The sequence below is a fragment of the Amycolatopsis benzoatilytica AK 16/65 genome (genome assembly GCF_000383915.1).
Taxonomy (GTDB): domain Bacteria; phylum Actinomycetota; class Actinomycetes; order Mycobacteriales; family Pseudonocardiaceae; genus Amycolatopsis; species Amycolatopsis benzoatilytica.
This window is the reverse complement of the sequence record NZ_KB912942.1, coordinates 7,372,098-7,391,216: the sequence shown is the minus strand read 5'-3', so window position 1 is coordinate 7,391,216 and position 19,119 is coordinate 7,372,098. Positions and strand designations below refer to the sequence as shown.

21 protein-coding genes are annotated in these 19,119 nt (G+C 69.4%); 12 read left to right on the top strand and 9 right to left on the bottom strand.

The window, feature by feature from the left end:
- Positions 1–109: 109 nt before the first annotated feature.
- The 3 genes from AMYBE_RS0134420 to AMYBE_RS0134410 all read left to right on the top strand — a co-directional run bounded on the left by AMYBE_RS0134420 (position 110) and on the right by AMYBE_RS0134410 (position 3,420).
- Positions 110–1,372 (top strand): MFS transporter, encoded by a 1,263-nt coding sequence (locus AMYBE_RS0134420; protein WP_020663940.1) that lies wholly within the window; start codon positions 110–112, stop codon positions 1,370–1,372.
- 310 nt (positions 1,373–1,682) lie between these two features.
- Complete coding sequence (locus tag AMYBE_RS0134415; protein ID WP_020663939.1) at positions 1,683–2,876, top strand: GGDEF domain-containing protein; 1,194 nt, start codon at positions 1,683–1,685, stop codon at positions 2,874–2,876.
- 67 nt (positions 2,877–2,943) lie between these two features.
- Positions 2,944–3,420 (top strand): GNAT family N-acetyltransferase, encoded by a 477-nt coding sequence (locus AMYBE_RS0134410; protein WP_020663938.1) that lies wholly within the window; start codon positions 2,944–2,946, stop codon positions 3,418–3,420.
- Positions 3,421–3,481: 61 nt separating this feature from the next.
- Here AMYBE_RS0134410 and AMYBE_RS42885 read toward each other — a convergent pair whose 3' ends face one another.
- On the bottom strand, positions 3,482–4,408 hold the full coding sequence (locus AMYBE_RS42885) for a helix-turn-helix domain-containing protein (protein ID WP_020663937.1): 927 nt from the start codon (positions 4,406–4,408) through the stop codon (positions 3,482–3,484).
- 105 nt (positions 4,409–4,513) lie between these two features.
- The gene (locus tag AMYBE_RS0134400; protein WP_020663936.1) at positions 4,514–4,924 is read right to left on the bottom strand and encodes a DUF3151 domain-containing protein; all 411 of its coding nucleotides are present in this window, start codon (positions 4,922–4,924) and stop codon (positions 4,514–4,516) included.
- A gap of 233 nt (positions 4,925–5,157) precedes the next feature.
- On the opposite strand from AMYBE_RS0134400, the gene AMYBE_RS0134390 reads away from it, so the two are divergent.
- Entirely contained in the window at positions 5,158–6,327 is a 1,170-nt protein-coding gene (locus AMYBE_RS0134390; protein WP_020663935.1) for a hypothetical protein, read from the top strand.
- 128 nt (positions 6,328–6,455) lie between these two features.
- On the opposite strand, the gene AMYBE_RS0134385 is transcribed toward AMYBE_RS0134390, so the two are convergent.
- The 6 genes from AMYBE_RS0134385 to AMYBE_RS0134360 form a co-directional block, all read right to left on the bottom strand.
- Positions 6,456–7,112, bottom strand: coding sequence for an MBL fold metallo-hydrolase (locus AMYBE_RS0134385; protein WP_020663934.1), 657 nt, complete (start codon positions 7,110–7,112; stop codon positions 6,456–6,458).
- A gap of 119 nt (positions 7,113–7,231) precedes the next feature.
- Positions 7,232–8,263: a class II fructose-bisphosphate aldolase gene (fbaA, locus tag AMYBE_RS0134380; protein WP_020663933.1), complete on the bottom strand. Its 1,032-nt coding sequence runs from the start codon at positions 8,261–8,263 to the stop codon at positions 7,232–7,234.
- A 103-nt stretch (positions 8,264–8,366) separates the two neighbouring features.
- A complete protein-coding gene (locus tag AMYBE_RS0134375; protein WP_020663932.1) occupies positions 8,367–9,188 on the bottom strand; it encodes an LLM class F420-dependent oxidoreductase in 822 nt (273 codons plus the stop codon).
- 53 nt (positions 9,189–9,241) lie between these two features.
- Positions 9,242–10,063 (bottom strand): LLM class F420-dependent oxidoreductase, encoded by an 822-nt coding sequence (locus AMYBE_RS0134370; RefSeq protein ID WP_027928310.1) that lies wholly within the window; start codon positions 10,061–10,063, stop codon positions 9,242–9,244.
- Positions 10,064–10,110: 47 nt separating this feature from the next.
- Positions 10,111–10,458: a type II toxin-antitoxin system PemK/MazF family toxin gene (locus tag AMYBE_RS0134365; RefSeq protein WP_020663930.1), complete on the bottom strand. Its 348-nt coding sequence runs from the start codon at positions 10,456–10,458 to the stop codon at positions 10,111–10,113.
- 3 nt (positions 10,459–10,461) lie between these two features.
- The gene (locus tag AMYBE_RS0134360; protein ID WP_020663929.1) at positions 10,462–10,671 is read right to left on the bottom strand and encodes a ribbon-helix-helix domain-containing protein; all 210 of its coding nucleotides are present in this window, start codon (positions 10,669–10,671) and stop codon (positions 10,462–10,464) included.
- Between the two features lie 107 nt (positions 10,672–10,778).
- Between AMYBE_RS0134360 and AMYBE_RS0134355 the strand changes: the two genes are divergently transcribed.
- The 6 genes from AMYBE_RS0134355 to AMYBE_RS0134330 all read left to right on the top strand — a co-directional run bounded on the left by AMYBE_RS0134355 (position 10,779) and on the right by AMYBE_RS0134330 (position 16,799).
- On the top strand, positions 10,779–11,708 hold the full coding sequence (locus AMYBE_RS0134355) for an aldo/keto reductase (protein WP_020663928.1): 930 nt from the start codon (positions 10,779–10,781) through the stop codon (positions 11,706–11,708).
- An 82-nt stretch (positions 11,709–11,790) separates the two neighbouring features.
- Positions 11,791–12,684, top strand: a complete 894-nt coding sequence (locus AMYBE_RS0134350; protein WP_020663927.1) for an SDR family oxidoreductase — start codon at positions 11,791–11,793, stop codon at positions 12,682–12,684.
- An 8-nt stretch (positions 12,685–12,692) separates the two neighbouring features.
- Positions 12,693–13,166 (top strand): pyridoxamine 5'-phosphate oxidase family protein, encoded by a 474-nt coding sequence (locus AMYBE_RS0134345; RefSeq protein ID WP_020663926.1) that lies wholly within the window; start codon positions 12,693–12,695, stop codon positions 13,164–13,166.
- A 311-nt stretch (positions 13,167–13,477) separates the two neighbouring features.
- Positions 13,478–14,947: a flavin-containing monooxygenase gene (locus tag AMYBE_RS0134340; RefSeq protein WP_020663925.1), complete on the top strand. Its 1,470-nt coding sequence runs from the start codon at positions 13,478–13,480 to the stop codon at positions 14,945–14,947.
- Positions 14,944–15,804: a metal-dependent hydrolase gene (locus AMYBE_RS0134335; protein WP_020663924.1), complete on the top strand. Its 861-nt coding sequence runs from the start codon at positions 14,944–14,946 to the stop codon at positions 15,802–15,804. Before AMYBE_RS0134340 ends, AMYBE_RS0134335 begins: the two co-directional genes overlap by 4 nt.
- Positions 15,801–16,799 carry a PDR/VanB family oxidoreductase gene (locus AMYBE_RS0134330; protein WP_020663923.1) on the top strand — a complete coding sequence of 333 codons (999 nt, stop codon included), beginning with the start codon at positions 15,801–15,803 and terminating at the stop codon, positions 16,797–16,799. The genes AMYBE_RS0134335 and AMYBE_RS0134330 overlap by 4 nt, the downstream gene beginning before the upstream one ends.
- Here the strand turns inward: AMYBE_RS0134330 and AMYBE_RS0134325 are convergent.
- Positions 16,796–17,080 (bottom strand): YciI family protein, encoded by a 285-nt coding sequence (locus AMYBE_RS0134325; RefSeq protein WP_020663922.1) that lies wholly within the window; start codon positions 17,078–17,080, stop codon positions 16,796–16,798. The two genes, AMYBE_RS0134330 and AMYBE_RS0134325, sit on opposite strands and share 4 nt — an antisense overlap.
- Before the next feature lie 197 nt (positions 17,081–17,277).
- Between AMYBE_RS0134325 and AMYBE_RS0134320 the strand changes: the two genes are divergently transcribed.
- Entirely contained in the window at positions 17,278–17,853 is a 576-nt protein-coding gene (locus tag AMYBE_RS0134320; protein WP_034289666.1) for a SigE family RNA polymerase sigma factor, read from the top strand.
- A gap of 52 nt (positions 17,854–17,905) precedes the next feature.
- On the top strand, positions 17,906–19,096 hold the full coding sequence (gene nagA, locus AMYBE_RS0134315; protein WP_020663920.1) for an N-acetylglucosamine-6-phosphate deacetylase: 1,191 nt from the start codon (positions 17,906–17,908) through the stop codon (positions 19,094–19,096).
- Positions 19,097–19,119 lie beyond the last annotated feature (23 nt).

Genomic DNA, 19,119 nt, shown 5'->3' with positions numbered 1-19,119 from the left:
TGAGCTTGACAACTCACTTCGTGTGACCGGCCCGTGACCAGGAGGATCTACGGTCACCGGTTGGTCACTAGTGCGGCACGGCCTGCACACTGCAGCGGGGAGAACACGCATGACGACAGCACCGGACCGGGTCACGTACCGCGAGGTGTTCGGAGTCTCCGAGTTCCGCGCGATGTGGTTCGGCGAACTGCTGTCGATCGCGGGCGACCAGCTGGCCCGGGTCGCGCTGTCGGTCCTGGTCTTCGCCAACACCGGCTCGGCCACGCTGACCGGCCTCACCTACGCGCTGACCTTCTTCCCGTCATTGCTCGGCGGGATCTTCCTGACCGGGTTCGCCGACCGCTTCCCCCGCCGCACCGTCATGGTCACCGTCGACTCGATCCGCACTGTCCTGATCCTCTGTGTCGCGATTCCCGGCCTGCCGTTCTGGGCGCTCTGCGTACTCGTCGGCGGTGTTTCTCTGCTGAATCCGCCGTTCAAAGCCGCTCAGCTAGCGCTTTTGCCTCAGGTGCTCGAAGGCGACCGCTTCGTCGTCGGCATGGGCATCCGCAGCATGACCGTGCAGTCCGCACAGCTGCTCGGCTTCGCCGGTGGCGGCGCACTCCTGATGACCTTGGACGCGCGCCTGGCGCTGACCCTCGACGCGGCCACCTTCGTCATCTCCGCGCTCTGCCTGCGCTTCGGTCTGAAGGTGCGCCCCGCGGCGGCTAGCGGCGACAAGCGCAAGCCCTTCTTCGCTTCGCTCAGCACGGGCGGCAAGGTCGCCTTCGCGAGCCGCGCGATGCGCTCGCTGATGATCTTCACCTGGATAGCCGGGCTGATGCCGGTGTACGAGGGCATCGCGGCCCCGTACGTCGCGTCCGCCGGTGGCGGAAAGGTGATGCTTGGCCTGCTGCTCGCCGCCGACCCGATCGGCAGCGTGCTGTTCACCTTCGCCTACACCCGATGGGTGCCCGCCTCGATCCGGCCGAAGCTGATCGCGCCGATGACCGCGCTCGCCGCGATCCCGCTGTTGGGGTGTTTCCTGCAGCCGGGCCCGGTGGCCTCGCTGATCCTGTTCGTGATCTCCGGCGGCTTCGGGACGATCGCGCTGCTGCAGGCGACTGCCTCGCTGACGGTCGCGGTGCCGGACGAGAGCCGGGCACAGACGATGGGGCTGTCGAACACCGGACTGACCACGACGATGGGCGTGACGCCGCTGATCGGCGGGGTGCTCACGGACCACCTCACCGCGCAGACGACGGTGGGGATCTTCGGCTTGGCTGGGCTGCTGATCACGATTCCGCTCGCGATCGCCTGGCAGCGGGCGAGCGCCGGGGGGACCGAGGAGCCGGCGGCGAAGAGCGAGGGCGCACGCGCCGAACATGCCTGACATGTCCGGCGCGTGGCCTCAACCTGTGCGACCTAACGGTGCCTGAGGTCGTTCACTGGTCCTTTGTGCGCATCGCTGGTCACCCTTCGTTCCGGCGTGTTCGGGAAAAATGTACACACCGAAGGCTCTTGTGGACAGACGGCAAACGGGCTGAAACTAAGGGTGAGGAGATTGTCACCGGGCATTAGCGCAAGGTTTTGGGGGGAAAATGCACTCTTCAGGTGAACTTTCAGCAGCTTCCGTCACTCTCCGTCCCGGCCAGTGGGCGCTCTGGCAGCGTCCGGGCCGGTGGATCGCCGTCACGCTGACGATGATGGCGCTCGCGACCGGCTGGGCAGTGCACGCGACATTCACTCAACATGTCTCGAGCTGGCACCTGAAAACCTTCGCGCTGATCGCCGTCGTTGCCATCCTCCAGACCGAACTCAGCAGGCGGCTTGAACGGCAACGCCGCACGCTGGCCGCCGGCCCGCACGTCAACATGACCTCGGTATGGCTGCTGCCCGCCGGCGTGCTGCTGCCAGGGCAGCTCATCGCCGCGCTGAGCGTGACGCTGTACTGCTACCTCGCGTTCCGCAGCTGGTCCGGCACCCGGCCCAGCGAGGCGCACCGCGTCGCCGCGAACATCACCACCGCCACACTGTCGGCGTGCGCCGCCGGCACAGTCACGCTGGCGGTGCCGGCGCTGAGTGTCACCGCGGTGTGTTCCGCGGGGCTCACCTACTTCGCGGTGAACACCCTGCTCACCGGCCTCGGCCTGTACCTGGCCAACCCGGCCAAGGCGACGGTCGAGTCGTGTCTCGGCGGAATGGACGACAACCTGCTCGAGCTGGCGACGCTGTGCGTGGGCGGGCTGCTGGTGATGGTGCTGAGCCAGGAGCCGCTGCTGTCCGTGCTGGTGATCCTCCCGCTGTACGTGCTGCAGCGGTCGATGCTGATCAAGCGGCTCGAAGAACTCGCGACCACCGACCAGAAGACCCAGCTGCTGAACGCGACCACCTGGCAGGACGGCGCGCAGCGCGAGATTTCCCGGGCCGAGCGCGACAACGGCAGCTTCGGCGCGCTGATGATCGACCTCGACCACTTCAAGCGGATCAATGACACCTACGGCCATTTGGCCGGCGACGATGTGCTGAAAGCCGTTGCCGCGGTGGTGAAACAGGAGACTCGGGCACACGACCTGGTGGGCCGGTTCGGCGGTGAGGAGTTCGTCGCGCTGCTGCCCTCGACGTCGAAGGAAGACGCGATCGTGACGGCGGAACGGATCCGGCAGCGGATCAGCGAGCTGGTGATCCCGACGCAGACGAACGAAGGCGAAGAAGTCGCGATCGAGCGACGCACGGCGTCGATCGGCGTGGCAGCGTTCCCGCTGGACGGGGCGAGCATCGAAGAAGTGATGGCCGCGGCCGACGCCGCGGTGTATGCGGCGAAGAACGGCGGCCGGAACCGGGTGGTCGGGTCGATGCCGGCTTCGCCCCGGGACATCGTCCTCGCCGCCGCCTGACCGACTCCGGACCCGGCCGGCTCCCTCCCCCAGCCGGCCGGGTCCTCTCCTCAGGTGGTGTCGAACCGTGTCTCCCGCGCAAGCCACACCGACGATCCGTTCAGCGGACCCGGCTGACTACCCAGCGGTCGCCGCCCTGCGCTGGCACTGGGTCGCCGAGCAGGACGGCTCGCCGGAGCTGGACCGGGCCGAGTTCGTCCAGGAGTTCACCGAGTGGGCGCACGCGCACCAGGACAGCCACCGGTGCTTCGTCGCGGCACGCGGAGACCAGTTGCTCGGAATGGCATTCCTCGCGATCACCCCGCGCGTGCCGACCCCACGGTCGTTCTCCCGGACCTCTGGTGACGTGCAATGCGTGTACGTCGTGCCGGAGGAACGAGATAGCGGGCTGGGCGGTCAGCTGATCGAGGCGACGCTTGCGTTCGCGGCCGAACTCGGGCTGGAACGGGTGACGGTGCATTCGTCCGAGCGCGCGGTACCGGGCTATCAGCGGTGGGGCTTCGATGCCTCGCCGCTTCTTCTCCAGCGAGATCTGCGCCGTTGAGGATCGGCGTGTCTCGTAGCGCGATGGCCGGGGCACCCGCGTGATGTCCGGGTCGGTCGGCTTAGTTCAGGTCCGCCGGTGGATCTCTTCGCCTCTCCCACGGACGAGTTCCAGGTTCGGTCGGCGGCCGCCCCAGCGCGATGTCGCGAAACCGCTCCGCGCTGCGCTGCAGGAATATCGCCGACGCCTGCTCGTCCAGGGACTTGGCCCGGATTCGGTCCGCCGAATCGTGGTGCGTCTGGCTGCCCTCGTCCAGCATGAACGCGCCTGAGCGCTGATGCTCGAAGTAGACGATCGGCGCGGCCGCCTGCATGTCATACACGCAGAACCGTCCGGCCAGGCCGGGGTGGGCGCCGCCGTGGGCGGGAACGACACGCAGCGTCAGTTTGGCCGACGTGGCCATCAGATCGGCCAGGAATCGCAGCTGCCGGGCCATGATCGCGGCGCTGCCGACCGGGTTGCGGACCGCGGTTTCGCCGAGCAGCACCTCGAACGGGATCGCGCCGGGGCCGACCACCAGCGGGCGGCGCGTCATCCGGGCCTCGGTCTGGCGTTCGGCTTCCTTCAGCGGCAGTCCGTCGCCGAGGAACAGCGCCCGGGCGTAATCCGGGGTCTGCAGCAGGCCCGGCACCAGGAACGGCTGCCATTCGATCACCGACGTCGCGACCCGCTCGCAGGCCAGCAGCCCGGCCAGGTGGTCCGGCTCGGACTGGGTGCCGGGCGTGAACCAGCCCGGTTCCGCCGCGCCGCGCACCAGCTGCAGGATCCGCTGTTTCTCGTCGCCGACGATGCCGAGCGCGCCGAGGATGCCCGCGACGTCTTCCAGCGCGGGGATTCGCTGGCCCAGTTCCCAGTTCGACACCAGGGCGGGGTTGACGCCGATGCGCCGCGCGAGCTCGCGCAGTCCGAACCGGGCGTCGATCCGGGCCTCGCGCAACGCGGCGCCGAGGGTGCGGATCCGGGGGGTGAGCATGGCCGTGCCTCGCATGGCCGCAGTTGTAGGTGTCACCAATTGGCAACACCTCAGCTGTCACCCGAAGGTGCCACAATGCCCGGCCGTGCCCGTCGGTTCGAGGGCACGGCCGGACCCGGGTCACTTCAGGCCGGTCGCCTCGGCCGCGGCCGGGTCGGAGTCGGCGAGGAAGGTCCTGCAGCGCTCGTGTTCCTCGGTCTCGCCGATCCGTCCGGCGGCGATGCCGAGCGCGGCGAGCGCGCGCAGGAAACCCTGGTTCGGCCGGTGCGACCACGGCACCGGGCCGAAGCCCTTCCAGCCGGCGCGGCGCAGCTGGTCGAGGCCGCGGTGATAGCCGGTGCGGGCGTAGGCGTACGCGGCGACTGTCTCGCCGCCAGCGAGCGAACGCTCGGCCAGCACGGCCCACGCCTCGCTGAAGTCGGGGTGTTCGGCGGCCACGGCGGACGGGTCGGTGCCCGAATCGAGCGCTGCCTGCGCGGCGGTGTGCTCGGGCAGCAGCGTCGGGTCGGGGCCCAGCAGGTTGTGCGTCATGCCGCCATTCTGCCCACGGCCTCGCGGGTCAGAGGAACAGGCTGGTCAGCACGCCTCCGCCGGCCAGCACGAGGGCAGCGATCAGCACGGCCGCGACGGCCCGTTTCGGCATCATGGGCCGACACCTTGCCGTGCCGGACGCGAGCGGGCCAGCCCCGCCACCCGTAGGGGTGAACCCGGGTTTTTGCCCCTTCCTGCCTGCCCAAGCCTGCCGACAAGGGATGATGACGCGCATGACGAAGGCGGTTGAAGATGTCGCCGGCCCCGCGATCCCGCGCGGACCCGTGGGCAAGACCAGGCTTTTCTTCGCGACGCACTGGCAACGCGGCGCCCCGGGACAGCCGACTCCGGACTGGGTGCTGCGGTTCTGTTACGGGATGTGGCTGACCGCGTTCGCGTTCAAGCTGCTCGGCTCGTCGTGGGACATGTCGTGGCACTTCAAGTGGCTGCGCGACGACCTCGCCCCGCCGCACCTGATCAACACCGTCGGCACGGTGATCATCGTGGTGCTGGTGGCGATCCACAGCTACACCGGCCTCGGCTGCGACCGGCGCTCGCTTCGGCTCATGCAGGCCGGGCTGATCGTGTTCCTGGTCGCGGCGCCGCTCGACGTGATCAACCACCGGGTCAACGGCCTCGACCTGACCGCGTGGAGCCCGTCGCACCTGATGCTTTACCTGGGCACCGGCATCATGCAGGCCGGCGTGCTCCTGGGCTGGCTGCGGCTGTCCCCGCCCGGCCGGTTCCGCACCGGGGTGCTGCTGGCGCTGTGGGCGTTCTTCCTGGAGAACACGTTCTTCCCGAACGGCCAGCAGGAGTACGGCATCATCGGCCTGCGCGCCTGGGAGCGCGGCACGCCGGAGGCCGAGCCGTCGCTGCTTTCCTTCGCCGCCAACCAGATCGGCCACCCGGTCGACCGGCCCGCGGTGCTGCACTTCACGATGCCGATCCCGGAGTGGGTGTACCCGTTGTGGGGCATCGGCGTCGCCGCGCTGATCATCGTGCTCGCCCGCAAGACCGTCGGCCGCCGCTGGGCCGGGCTGACCGTGGCCGGCGCGTACGTCGCGTACCGGTCCGTGATGTGGGTGCTGCTGCTGGCGCTGGGCTTCCCGGTTTCGACCGTGCCGTTCTACCTGCTTGCCGTCGGCTTGGCAGTGGATCTGGCGTTCCTGGCTGCACGTCCGGCGGTCGTCGGCGCGATTCTGGTGACCGGGCTGGGTTACGGCGCGTTCTGGGTGCAGTCGCAGCTACGGCCGTGGCTGCTCGGCGACGCGCACACCGAATCGGCGCCGCCGGCGGCGTACTGGACGGCGGCGGTGACCTTGGTGGCGGTGTTCGCGCTGTGGGCCGGGGCAGCTCCGGCTCGCAAGTGGTGGACGGAACGGCGGGCCGACGCGGCGTAGGACCGCGCTGCCCGGCGCGTTCCGCCTCATCCCGCTGCATTGGCCCGGTGCGCGATCACGCCGCGTTCCCGGATCCGCTTGCTGGGCGGGCATTCCCGGCGGCGCTTTCGGCTACCGGATAGCCGGTTTCACCAACCCCGAGCCCGCCACTGCGGCACACTCGGCCGCTCCGCGCCGAGCGTCGTGTCCTTGCCGTGGCCCGGATACACCCACGTTTCGTCCGGCAGCTCGCCGAAGATCTTCTTCTCCACGTCGTCGATCAGCGACGCGAACCGCGCCGGGTCCTTTTCGGTGTTCCCGACTCCGCCGGGAAACAGCGAATCGCCGGTGAAGACGTGCGGAATCCCCTCCGGGTCCCGGTAAACGAGCGCGATGCTGCCCGGCGAGTGGCCGGCGAGATGCCGTGCCGTCAGCTCGGCCTCGCCGACGTGGAGGACGTCGCCGTCGTCCACCGGGACATCGATCCGCGCCTTGATCCCGTCCACGTCGGCGCGGCCGGCGTAGGTACGGGCACCGGTGGCCTCGGCGACCTCGGCGAGCGCGATCCAGTGGTCCCAGTGCTGATGAGTGGTCACGATCGAGGCGAGCCCGCCGTCGCCGGCCAGCGCCAGCAACGTCTCCGGGTCGGCCGCGGCGTCGATCAGGAGCTGTTCGCCAGTGGCGCGGCAGCGCAGCAGGTAAGCGTTGTTGTCGATCGTGCCGACCGAGACTTTCGAGATGGTCAGGCCGGTGGTTTCCCGCACGTCGGCGGGACCGCCGGTGGTGACTACTCCGGTGTAGGCCATGGTTCCTCCCTCATTCGGTTCCCGCCAGCCGGCGCGACGGGGAAGCGGCAACCGGGGCCGCGATCGCGAACGGGGCCGCTCCGACAACGTCGAAACGGCCCCGCCACACCGGAAATCGGTCAGCCCAGCTTCTTGCCCGCGGAGCCCAGCGCCTGGGTAGCTTCCACCACTCGCGCCGCCATGCCGGCCTCAGCGGCCTTCAGGTAGCTGCGCGGGTCGTAGACCTTCTTGTTCCCGACCTCGCCGTCCACCTTCAGCACGCCGTCGTAGTTCTTGAAGAAGTGGTCCACGATCGGGCGGGTGAACGCGTACTGCGTGTCGGTGTCGACGTTCATCTTCACCACGCCGTACGACACCGCCTCGCGGATCTCCTCCGGAAGCGAGCCCGAGCCGCCGTGGAAGACCAGGTCGAACGGCTTCGAGCCGGACGCGAGGCCCAGCTTCTCCGACACCACTTCCTGGCCGCGCTTGAGCACGTCCGGGCGCAGCTTCACGTTGCCCGGCTTGTACACGCCGTGCACGTTGCCGAACGTCGCGGCCAGCAGGTAGCGGCCCTTGTCGCCGGAACCGAGCGCGTCGACCGTCTTCACGAAGTCGCCCTCGGCGGTGTACAGCTTCTCGTTGATCTCCGCCTCGACGCCGTCTTCCTCGCCGCCGACCACGCCGATCTCGACCTCGAGGATGATGTTCGCCGCGGCCGCCTTGGCCAGCAGGTCCTTGGCGATTTCGAGGTTCTCGTCGAGGTCGATCGCCGACCCGTCCCACATGTGGGACTGGAACAGCGGCAGCCCGCCGCCCCGGACGCGCTCGGCCGAGATCTCGATCAGCGGGCGGACGAAGCCGTCCAGCTTGTTCTTGGGGCAGTGGTCGGTGTGCAGCGCGACGTTGACGTCGTACTTGGCGGCGACGACCTGCGCGAACTCGGCCAGCGCGGTCGCGCCGGTCACCATGTCCTTCACCTTCTGCCCGGACGCGAACTCCGCGCCGCCGGTGGAGAACTGGATGATCCCGTCGCTTTCCGCCTCGGCGAACCCGCGGATCGCGGCGTTCACGGTTTCCGACGAGGTCACGTTGATGGCCGGGTAGGCGAACTCGTTCGCCTTGGCCCGGTCAAGCATCTCCGCGTACACCTCGGGGGTGGCGATGGGCATCGGTTCCTCCTCGGGACGACTGGTCTTCTTCCGGCATCGTACGAGGTGGACCGGGCGGCCGGACCGGTCCCGCCCGGTACGAGACGAAACCGACTGGAGCGATTCAGAGCAACTCGGCCGCGATCGCCCGGTACGCCGGGAACGGATCGGCGCCCAGCGCCTGCACGCTGACGTGGTCAGCGCCCGCGTCCAGATGCGCTTGCAGGCCCGCTGCCAGTGCTTTTCCGTCACCGTGCAGCGCCAGCGCGTCCACCAGGCGGTCGGTTCCGGTGCCGGCGACGTCCTCTTCGGAGAAGCCGTGCTTGCGCAGGTTCGCGGTGTAGTTGGACAGGCCGAGATAGAAGGCGACCGTCTCGCGGGCGGTCGCCCGGGCCCGCTCCGGGTCGGTGTCGAAGACGACCTTCTGCTCGGGCGCGAGCAATGCCGCGGACCCGATGCTCTCGTGCGCGGCGCGAGTGTGTTCCGGGGTCGTCAGATACGGGTGCACGACGGCGGTGCGGTCGCGGGCGAGTTCGATCACCTTCGGACCGAGCGCCGCCAGTGCCCGCGATTCCTTCGGCACTCCGGCCTTGTCGAGCGCGTCGAGGTATTCGACCAGCGCGACGTACGGCTTCTTGTACTCCTGCGTGTGCTCGCGATGCCCGGCTCCGACGCCCAGCACGAATCGGCCGGGGTGTTTGCCTTCGATGCGATGGAACGCCTTCGCGATGCTCTCCGGCGCGTCCGCCCAGATGTTGACGATCCCGGTCGCGACGGTGATCCGGTCGGTCGCGGCCAGCAGCTCGTCGACGATCGCGAGGTCGCCGCCGGGCGAGCCGCCGAGCCAGATCGTGCCGTAGCCGAGCTTCTCCACCTCGGCGGCGAACGCCGCGTCCACCCCGGCCGCCATCCGCCAGACGCCGAGCTTGCCCAATTCGATACCCATGCCCGTCGCCAACGCGCGACGGGCTGGATTTCGTCCCGATGTCCCCGAACGGGTCAGAGCAACTCGGCCGCCAGCGCCCGGTATGCCGGGAACGGGTCTTCGTTGAGCACCTGCAGGTTCACGTGGTCCGCACCTGCTTCGAGGTGCGCGCGGACGCCCGCCGCGACGGTCGCGGCGTCGCCGTGCAGAGCGAGCGCGTCGACCAGCCGGTCGCTGCCGTCGCCTGCCACATCCGCATCGGAGAAGCCGAGTTTCCGCAGGTTGGCGACGTAGTTCGACAGCTTGAGATAGATCTTCACCCGCTCCCGGCCAAGCGCCCGCGCCCGGTCGAGGTCGGTATCGATGATCACCTTCTGCTCCGGCGCCAGCAGCGGCTCGGAGCCGAGCACTTCGCGTGCGGCGCGGGTGTGTTCCGGGGTCACGAGATACGGGTGCGCGCCTGCCGCCCGATCGGCGGAAAGCTTCAGCACCTTCGGGCCGAGCGCGGCGAGCACGCGAGACGCCTGCGGCACGCCGGCCGCGTCCAGCCGGTCGAGGTAGTCGACCAGGGCGGCGTACGGCTTCACGTACTGCTGGGTGGCCTCCGGATGTCCCGCGCCGACGCCGAGCAGGAAGCGGTCCGGGTGTCGTTCGTTGATGCGGTGGAACGCCTTCGCGATGGCCTCCGGCGCGTCCGCCCAGATGTTGACGATTCCGGTCGCGACGGTGATCCGGTCGGTCGCGGCCAGCAGCTCGTCGACGATCGCCAGGTCCCCGCCCGGCGACGAGCCCAGCCAGATCGCGCCGTAGCCCAGTTTCTCCACCTCGGCCGCGAACGCGCCGTCGATCTGCGACACCGGACGCCAGATCCCGATCCTGCCCACTTCGATAGCCATGATCGTGCCCAACGCACGAAGGCCCGGTTTTCCTCCCAGCCGCCGGATCAGAGCCCGAGATGCAGCCGCAGAGCCTTGTCCAACTGGCGGAGATACTCGAGGTCGAGCTTCCCGCAACGACGGCCGACGCGCTCGACCGCCACCGACCGGACCTGTTCGGCTTGAGCCTTGGAATCACGCTGCAGCCCGGTTTCGGCCGCTGGCAGGAACACGTGGAACGGGTAGATCCGATCCACATTGGACGTTACCGGCACTACCGTCACCACCCCGCGGCCCAGCCGCTGAGCGGTGGAGTTCGCCGTGTCATTGCTGACGATCACCGCGGGCCTGGTCTTGCTCGCCTCCGCGCCGCGCACCGGATCGAGCTGGACGAACCGGATTTCCCCCCGTCGCACGACTCAGGACTCCAGTCCGTCGCCGACCGCGACATCCCAGGTTTCCGCTTCGCCCGAGTCGTCCCAGGACGTCCAGGCATCCTCGTACGCGTCGGCCAACTGCCCGGCCCGCAGCACCGACACCGCCGCGTGCAGCGCCGCCGACCGCGACTCGATGCCCTGCTCAGCCGCGTACGCGTCGAGGAACTCGACATCCTCCTCCGGAAGACTCACGCTAACCTTCACACCGACTATCCTACCTCAGGTAGCATCGGTGGTAGCACCTTCGTTTCTCCGTCTCCCGGCGCGAACGCGCCCGGAACCGGATTAGGTTCGAAAGCATGACCAAGCTCGGTACCACGGATCTGGACATCTTCGGCCTCAACCTCGGCTGCAACGTCTTCAACTTCACCGCGGACGAACCCACGTCCTTCACCGTCCTCGACGCCTACACCGCGGCGGGCGGCAACTTCCTCGACACCGCCAATATCTACGGCGGCGGGGGCGGTTCCGAAACGATCATCGGCAACTGGCTGGCCCGCCGCGGCCGGCGCGACGATCTGGTCATCGCCACCAAGGTCGGGGCGGGCAAGCCCGGCGCCGACGAGCAGCGGCCCGGCCTCGGCGCGGCGAACATCGCCGAGCAGGCCGAAGCGTCGCTGCGCCGGCTCCAGACCGACCACATCGACCTGTACTACGCGCACACCGACGACCCGGACACCCCGCAGGAAGAAACCCTCGCCGCGTTCGATCAGCTCGTGCGCTCGGGAAAGGTGCGCTACCTCGCGGCGTCCAACTTCACGGCCGACCGGCTCGCCTCCGCACTGTCCGTTTCAGACCGGAACGGATTTGCCCGATACGTTGCCCTGCAACCGCATTACAACCTGATGGAACGCGAGTACGAGCGGACTCTGGCCCCGCTGGTCGCCCGGGAGAACCTCGCCACCCTGCCGTACTTCGGACTGGCCAAGGGATTCCTCACCGGCAAGTACCGGTCGAAGGACCAGCCGGGCGATTCCCCGCGTGCTCCGCGCGCTCTGGAGTACCTGGACGCGCGCGGCGAACGCGTCCTCGCCGCACTGGACGAAATCGCGGCCGCGAACCAGGTCTCGGTCACCAGCGTCTCGCTCGCGTGGTTGCGCCAGCAGCCGACGGTCGCCGCGCCGATCGCCAGTGCGCGGACCCCGGAGCAGCTGGTGGACCTGCTCGCCTCGGTGTCGCTGGAGCTGACGCCCGCCGAGTTGACCGCACTGAGCGAAGCGTCGAACTAGTACTTACCGAACAGTAGCTTACCCGGGGTAGGTTGAGGTACGGTGCCCTTCTGACAGGCGAAAACCGGCTCAGGAGGGCACCGTGGCTCAGCAGAAGCAGGTCGAGGGCAAGGTCGTGCTCATCACCGGAGCCGCCCGCGGGATCGGAGCCGGCTTGGCCGAACGGCTCGCCGCGCGCGGCGCGAAGGTGGCGCTCGTCGGGCTGGAAGCGCAGGAGCAGGAAGCGGTCGCCAAGCGGATCGGGCCGAACGCGCACGCGTGGGAAGCCGACGTCACCAGCTGGGAAGACCTGGAACGCGCCACCGCGGGCGTGGTCGAGCACTTCGGCGGCATCGACATCGTCATCGCGAACGCCGGCATCGCCACCGCCGGCTTCGTCCGCTCGGTGGACCCAGCCGCGTTCGAGAAGGTCATCGAGGTCGACCTGCTCGGCGTGTGGCGCACGTTCCGGGTCACGCTCCCGCACGTCATCGAGCGCCGCGGCTACCTGCTGGGCATTTCCTCGCTGGCCGCGATCACGCACGCACCCGGCATGGCGAACTACGCCGCCGCGAAGGCAGGCGTGGAAGCGTTCTGCAACAGCCTGCGCGCCGAGATCGCGCATCTCGGCGTGAAGGTCGGCGTCGCGCACCCCACCTGGATCCGCACCGACCTGGTGGAAAGCGCCGACGCGCACCCGGTGTTCGGCAAGCTGCGCTCGTCGATGCCGGGGCTGATCGGCAAGACCTACCCGCTGGATGTCGCGCTCGACGACCTGGAAGCCGGGATTCTGCGCCGCGCCCGGACGATCCACGTGCCACGCTGGGTCGGCGGACTGAAGCTGCTGCGCTCGTTCCTGCCGCCGATCATCGAGTTCGGCTCGCGGACCCGGGTGCCGGCCGCGGACCGCGCCGCACTGAAGGACGTCGAGGAGCGCGGCGCGTACGAATCGTCGGTCACCGGCCACGGCGGGCGCGCCGCCACGAAGCACAGCTGAGGAGCGCCATGTCCCGTCGCGACCAGATCCGGATGACACCGGACGAGGTGCAGGCCTACCTGACCGAGCAGAAGGTCATCAACGTGGCCTCGATCGGCCCGAACGGCCGGCCGCACCTCACCGCCCTCTGGTACTACCCGCACGAGGGCGGGGTCGCGACGTGGACGTACGGCAGCTCGCAGAAGGGCAAGAACCTCCGCCGGCTGCCGCAGGCGACCGTGCTGGTCGAAAGCGGCGAGTCGTACGACCAGCTGCGCGGGCTCTCCTTCGAGGCGGATGTCGAGATCGTCGAGGACATCGAAACCGTCACGCAGATGGGCACCGCGCTGATGATGCGGTACTCCGGGGCCGAGCCGGGCGCGCCGGTGCCGGACGAGCTGCGCGCGCTCATCGCGCGGCAGGCGCCGAAGCGGATCGGGCTGATTCTGCGCCCGACGAAGATCGCGAGCTGGGACCATTCGAAGCTCGGCGGCGTTTACTAGGTCTCCGGTCGATCCGCCGCTTGCTCAGCGGCAGACATTCGCAGCACGACGCCGAGATCGCGATCGTGCCGAACCGGCTGTCCGGCTGCGGGAATTCACGGTTTCCGATTCAGGTTGCCATCGGGTATTCCCAGGTCGACTACGGTTTTCGGGCTTCGCGGCGGCGGCACGCGGCAATCAGGGACGAAACCGCCGGTCGCCGCGGGGCAAACCCCCTAACGCAGTACTGGCGAGTAGCGAGTACTTTCGAGTAACTGTTACTTGAGGTAACATCAAGCACGCCAGACCCCCAGCGCAGCGGAGGCCGACAAATGACCGAGCGGTTCAAGGTCGTGATCGTAGGCACCGGTTTTTCCGGGCTCGGCCAGGCGATCCAGCTCGAAAAAGCCGGGATCCGGGACTATGTGATCCTGGAGAAAGCCGACGAGGTCGGCGGCACCTGGCGGGACAACTCGTACCCCGGCTGCGCCTGCGACGTGCAGTCGCACATGTACTCGTTCTCCTACGCGCAGAACCCGGACTGGAGCCGGTCGTTCTCGCCGCAGCCGGAGATCTTCGACTACCTCAAGAAGGTCGCGGACTCCTACCGGCTGCGCGACAAGATCCGGTTCGGCGTCGAACTCACCGGCGCGCACTGGGACGAGCGCGAGCGGCGCTGGACGATCGAAACCAAGGGCGGCACCGAGTTCTCCGCCCAGTTCCTCGTCGCCGGCGTCGGCGGACTGCACATCCCGCAGATCCCGAAACTGCCGGGCATCGCCAAGTTCAAGGGCCAGACCTGGCACTCCGCGCAGTGGAACCACGAATTCGACCTCGCGGGCAAGCGCGTCGCGGTGATCGGCACCGGGGCCAGCGCGGTCCAGTTCGTGCCGAAGATCGCGCCTGAGGTCGGCGAGCTGACGCTGTTCCAGCGCACCCCGCCGTGGATCATGCCGAAGCCGGACCACGCCATGCCGGGCTGGGCCAGGCAGTTGTTCAAGCGCGTCCCGGGCACGCAACGGCTCTACCGCAACGCGTTGTACTGGATGCTCGAATCCCGCGCGATCGGGTTCAACGGGCACCCGAAGCTGATGGAGGCCGCCGAGGTCATCGGACGCCGGCACATCGCGAAGGGCATCAAGGATCCGGCGCTGCGCCGGAAAGTCACCCCGGACTACACCATGGGCTGCAAGCGCGTCCTGCTGTCCAACGACTATTTCCCCGCGCTGGACCGGCCGAACGTCGACGTGGTCACCGACGGCGTCGCCGAGGTCCGCGCGCACAGCATCGTCGACACCGCGGGCGTCGAGCACGAGGTGGACGCGATCATCTACGGCACCGGGTTCAAGGTGACGGATGCGCTGGAGTACCTGGACATCACCGGCGTCGATGGCCGCGATCTGGCCAAATCCTGGGCCACCGACGGAATCCAGACGCACAAGGGAATCACCGTCTCCGGCTTCCCGAACCTGTTCTTCCTGCTCGGCCCGAACACCGCGCTCGGCCACAACTCGGTGGTGTTCATGATCGAATCGCAGTCCCGTTACGTGGTGGACGCGATCCGGCTGGCCGATTCCCGCGGCGCGGCCGCGCTGGACGTGCGCCCGTCTGTGCAGGAGGAATTCCAGGAGCAGATCCAGGAAAAGCTCGTCAAGGGCGTGTGGACGCAGGGCGGCTGCAAGAGCTGGTATCTCGACTCGAAGGGCGTCAACCGGACCATCTGGCCGGGCTTCACCTGGAAGTACTGGCTGGAAACCCGCAAGGTCGACCCGAGCGACTACGAGCTGAGCGGCCGGTCATGACCGGCGAGCACGAGCAGATCGTGCTCCACGCGCGTGACGTGGAGTTCGACTTCTCGAAGCTGCCGATGCACTGGATCCCCGGCCAGCCGCAGGCCACGCACAGCATCAACGTGCTGCATCTCGCGCTGCCCGAAGGGGAACGCTGGTTTGTCGAGGTGTTCAAGCAGGCCGTCCCGCTGATCCGCGACGAGCGGCTCAAGGAGGACGTGCTCGGCTTCATCGGCCAAGAGGCGATGCACGCCGAGGCGCACGACGGTGCGGCCGGCCACCTGGAATCCGCCGGGGTTTCGGTGCGGCCCTACCTCTCCCAGATGGAATGGATGTTCCGGCGGCTGCTCGGCGACCGGCGCGGATCGAGCCGGGAATGGCTGATCGAACGGCTCGCGCTGATCGCCGCGATCGAGCACTACACGGCGTTCCTCGGCCAGTGGGTGCTGGACGCGAAGGAACTCGACGCCGCGCACGCGGACCCGACGATGCTGGATCTCCTTCGCTGGCACGGCGCGGAGGAAGTGGAGCACCGGTCGGTGGCCTACGACCTGTTCTGCCATCTCGACGGCCGCTACGTCCGGCGGGTGCGCAGCATGCTCGTGGTGACTCCGGTGCTGGCGTGGGTTTTCGTGCGCGGAACCAGGTTCCTGATGAAGAACGACCCGACCCGGCCGGGCCGGGCGAGCTGGCGGGGCTACCTGCGGGCGTCCCGGCGCGGCCTGCTGCCCGGGCCGCGCGGGCTGCTGCACGAGATCCGGCCCTACTTCCGGAAGTCTTATCACCCCACGGAAACCGGGAACACCGACCAAGCGGTGGCGTACCTGGCGAGCTCTCCCGCGGCCCAGGCGGCCGACGCGCCGCGATGACCGCTCCGCAGTTCCCGCCCCGCCTCGACGGCAGCGGCAGGCGGGACCGGCTGATGTCCACTTTGGTCGCGGTGAGCGCGGCTTACCGGTGGCTGGCGGAGTTTTCCGGGCGGCGACGGCCGCCGGTGCGGGAAGTGGACCGGCGGCTTCCGTTGCTCGTCGAGCAGACGCGGGCCGAGGCGGCCGGTGTGGTGAGCCTGCGGCTCGTCCGTCCCGACCGCGCCCCGCTGCCGGTTTGGCGTCCTGGCGCGCACCTCGACCTGGTGCTGCCGTCCGGCGCGGTCCGGCAGTACTCGCTGTGCGGGTCCCCTTCGGACCGGTCGCACTACCGGATTGCCGTGCGGCTGCTCGGTTCCGCGTCCGCCGAGGCGCACGCGCTCACCGCCGGCACCCGGGTGACCGCGCGCGGGCCGCGCAACGCGTTCCCGTTCGTCGCCGCGCCTGCCTACCACTTCGTGGCCGGCGGCATCGGGATCACGCCGATCCTGCCGATGGTCCAGCGCGCGGAGGCGAGCGGCGCGGACTGGCGGCTGGTCTACACCGGCCGGGACCGCGAGTCGATGCCGTTCCTGGACGAACTCCCGGCCGAGCGGGTGCGGATCCGGCCGGACAAGGAGTTCGGCATCCCGGCGTCCGGCGCCGAACTGCTGGAGGAGATGCCCGCCGGCGCGTCGGTGTACTGCTGCGGGCCGCTGCCGATGATCACCAGCGTCCGCGTGGACCTGGCCCGGACCGACGCCGCCGCGATCCATTACGAGCGATTCGCGCCGCCGCCGATCGTGGCCGGCAAGCCATTCCAGGTCGTGCTGCGCCGCAGCGGCCGCACGCTGGACGTGCCCGCCGACCGTTCGACGCTCGACGTGCTCCGCGAAGTGCTGCCGGACGTGCCGTACTCGTGCCGGCAAGGGTTCTGCGGCACCTGCGAGGTGCCGGCCGCGGACGGCGGGCGGGTGCGGATCTGCGTGGACCGCGGGCCCGCCGTCCTCGAGCTCTAGTTCTGCGCCGGCACCCAGTCGCCGAGGACCGGCTTGAACTCGCGGACGGTGCGCTGGGCCACCACGCCCTCCAGCGCGTACGGGTCGGTGTCGATCAGCTTGCCCAGCTCCGTCTCGTCCTCGGCCTGCCACAGCATCAGGCCGCCGGTGTTGTCGGCGAGCGGCCCGGCGACCGCGACCCGGCCGGCCTCGGCGTGCTCTTTCAGGAAGTCCCGGTGCCGCGGCCGGACGTCGGCCACCTTCTCCTGGACGTAGCGGATCTCGACGAGGTACCAGGCCATGCGCTTCTCCCGGGGTGAACACGACGGTGACGCCGCAGACGCTACCCGTGACGCCGCGCTCGGAGGCACCATGCGAGCGATGGCGGCCAGTGGCCAACCCGATAGGCTAGGCACGCGTCAGTACCTGTGTGAACGCTGTGACGATCGAGCATCCCGCAGGCCTGCTGACCGGACACGTCGAGGACAGGCGGGGATACATGCTGGAGGGGAACGCGGAACGCAGCGTCGAGGCGACCCTCGGCCACCTGCGGACCATGGACGGGCCGGTCCCGGTGCAGCCGCCGACCGCGCCGCTCACCTTGGAGGACCTGTACCGCCAGCACCGGATGCGGCTCGTGCGGCTCGCCATCCTGCTGGTCGACGAACCGGCCACGGCCGAGGACGTCGTACAGGAGGCGTTCACCGGCCTGCACCGCAACTGGGGCCGGTTGCGCGACGCGCAGGCCGCGGTCGGTTATCTGCGCACCGCGGTGGTCAACGGGTCGCGCAGCGTGCTGCGGCGGCGCAAGACCGCTCGCGAGTACGTGCCGCCGCACGCGGTGAACGCCCGGTCCGCGGAGAGCTTGGCGATGCTGTCAAGCGAGCACCAGGCCGTGGTCAGCGCCTTGTCCAAGCTTCCGCCGCGCCAGCGCGAGGTGCTCGTCCTGCGCTATTACGGCGGGCTGACCGAGGCGGAGATCTCCGAGGCCGCGGGCATTTCGAAGGGCACCGTGAAGTCCACCGCCAGCCGCGCACTGGAGGCGTTGCAGAAGGCGATGCAGTCGCCACAGTGACCTGGGCGGACCAATCTCGCGCGGCTTCGCCCTCTCTGGTCCAGACCAATATATGCTGGCTCCCGTGAAGCACGCCGGAGACTTCGTCATCACGGGCGGCCGCGTCGTGGCCCCGGACCGCGTACTCGACGACGGCTGGCTCGCCGTGTCGGGCGGGCAGATCGTCGCGGTGGGCACCGGCACGCCGCCGAGCAGCCCGGACACCGCGACGGTGGACGTCGACGGAGCACTGGTCGTACCCGGTTTCGTGGACACGCACTGCCACGGCGGGGGCGGCGGCTCGTTCTCCACACTGGATCCGGACGAGATCCGGGGCGCGATCCGCGCGCACCGGCGGCACGGCACCACGACCATGCTGGCGAGCCTGGTCTCCGACCCGATCGACCTGCTCACCGAGCAGATCGCCGCGCTGCGCGAACTCGTGCAGGAGGGCGACCTGGCGGGCATCCACCTGGAAGGCCCGTTCATCTCCCGCGCTCGCTGCGGCGCGCATGATCCAGACACTCTCCGTGAACCGGACACCGGTTTGGTCGAGAAGCTGCTGCGCGCGGGCCACGGCGCGATCCGGATGGTCACCCTCGCCCCGGAGCTGAACGGCGGCGTCAAGGCGGTCCGGCAGCTGGCCGAGTCCGGCGTGATCGCCGCGATCGGGCACACCGACGGCGTGGCCGACCAGCTGGTCCCGGCCATCGACGCGGGCGCGACCGTCGCGACGCACCTGTTCAACGGCATGCGACCGCTGCACCACCGCGAACCTGGCCCGGTCGGCGTGCTGCTGGACGACGAACGCGTGACCGTCGAGCTGATCTGCGACCTGGTCCACCTGCATCCGACCGTCGTGCGGCTGGCCGCCCAGCACGCCGGCCGCGGCCGGACCGTGCTGATCACCGACGCGATGTCGGCCACCGACGCCGCCGACGGCCGGTACACGCTGGGCCGGCTCGAGGTGAACGTCAACGACGGCGTCGCCACGCTGGACAACGGTTCCCTGGCGGGCAGCACGCTGACCATGGACAACGCCTTCCGCAACCTGGTGAAGGGCGCCAAACTCGACGTCCTGGACGCCGTCCGGGCAACGTCGGCGCGACCGGCGGAACTGCTGGGCATCGCCGACCGCACCGGCTCGCTGCGCCCCGGCCTGGCCGCGGACGCGGTGGTACTGGACGACGACCTGCGCCCGTCGGCCGTCCTGCGCCGGGGCGAATGGGTAGCCGAGGTGGGCCGGGCTACCTTGGGTAGGTGACGAGCTAGTTGGTCGGACAGGCG

Bases quoted from the DNA above. Each gene is read 5' to 3' on its own strand.
- AMYBE_RS0134420 (WP_020663940.1), top strand. From the start codon at position 110: ATGACGACAGCACCGGACCGGGTCACGTACCGCGAGGTGTTCGGAGTC.
- AMYBE_RS0134415 (WP_020663939.1), top strand. From the start codon at position 1,683: ATGATGGCGCTCGCGACCGGCTGGGCAGTGCACGCGACATTCACTCAA.
- AMYBE_RS42885 (WP_020663937.1), bottom strand. From the start codon at position 4,408: ATGCGAGGCACGGCCATGCTCACCCCCCGGATCCGCACCCTCGGCGCC.
- AMYBE_RS0134400 (WP_020663936.1), bottom strand. From the start codon at position 4,924: ATGACGCACAACCTGCTGGGCCCCGACCCGACGCTGCTGCCCGAGCAC.
- AMYBE_RS0134390 (WP_020663935.1), top strand. From the start codon at position 5,158: ATGACGAAGGCGGTTGAAGATGTCGCCGGCCCCGCGATCCCGCGCGGA.
- AMYBE_RS0134385 (WP_020663934.1), bottom strand. From the start codon at position 7,112: ATGGCCTACACCGGAGTAGTCACCACCGGCGGTCCCGCCGACGTGCGG.
- fbaA (WP_020663933.1), bottom strand. From the start codon at position 8,263: ATGCCCATCGCCACCCCCGAGGTGTACGCGGAGATGCTTGACCGGGCC.
- AMYBE_RS0134375 (WP_020663932.1), bottom strand. From the start codon at position 9,188: ATGGGTATCGAATTGGGCAAGCTCGGCGTCTGGCGGATGGCGGCCGGG.
- AMYBE_RS0134370 (WP_027928310.1), bottom strand. From the start codon at position 10,063: ATGGCTATCGAAGTGGGCAGGATCGGGATCTGGCGTCCGGTGTCGCAG.
- AMYBE_RS0134355 (WP_020663928.1), top strand. From the start codon at position 10,779: ATGACCAAGCTCGGTACCACGGATCTGGACATCTTCGGCCTCAACCTC.
- AMYBE_RS0134345 (WP_020663926.1), top strand. From the start codon at position 12,693: ATGTCCCGTCGCGACCAGATCCGGATGACACCGGACGAGGTGCAGGCC.
- AMYBE_RS0134340 (WP_020663925.1), top strand. From the start codon at position 13,478: ATGACCGAGCGGTTCAAGGTCGTGATCGTAGGCACCGGTTTTTCCGGG.
- AMYBE_RS0134335 (WP_020663924.1), top strand. From the start codon at position 14,944: ATGACCGGCGAGCACGAGCAGATCGTGCTCCACGCGCGTGACGTGGAG.
- AMYBE_RS0134330 (WP_020663923.1), top strand. From the start codon at position 15,801: ATGACCGCTCCGCAGTTCCCGCCCCGCCTCGACGGCAGCGGCAGGCGG.
- AMYBE_RS0134325 (WP_020663922.1), bottom strand. From the start codon at position 17,080: ATGGCCTGGTACCTCGTCGAGATCCGCTACGTCCAGGAGAAGGTGGCC.
- AMYBE_RS0134320 (WP_034289666.1), top strand. From the start codon at position 17,278: ATGCTGGAGGGGAACGCGGAACGCAGCGTCGAGGCGACCCTCGGCCAC.
- nagA (WP_020663920.1), top strand. From the start codon at position 17,906: ATGCTGGCTCCCGTGAAGCACGCCGGAGACTTCGTCATCACGGGCGGC.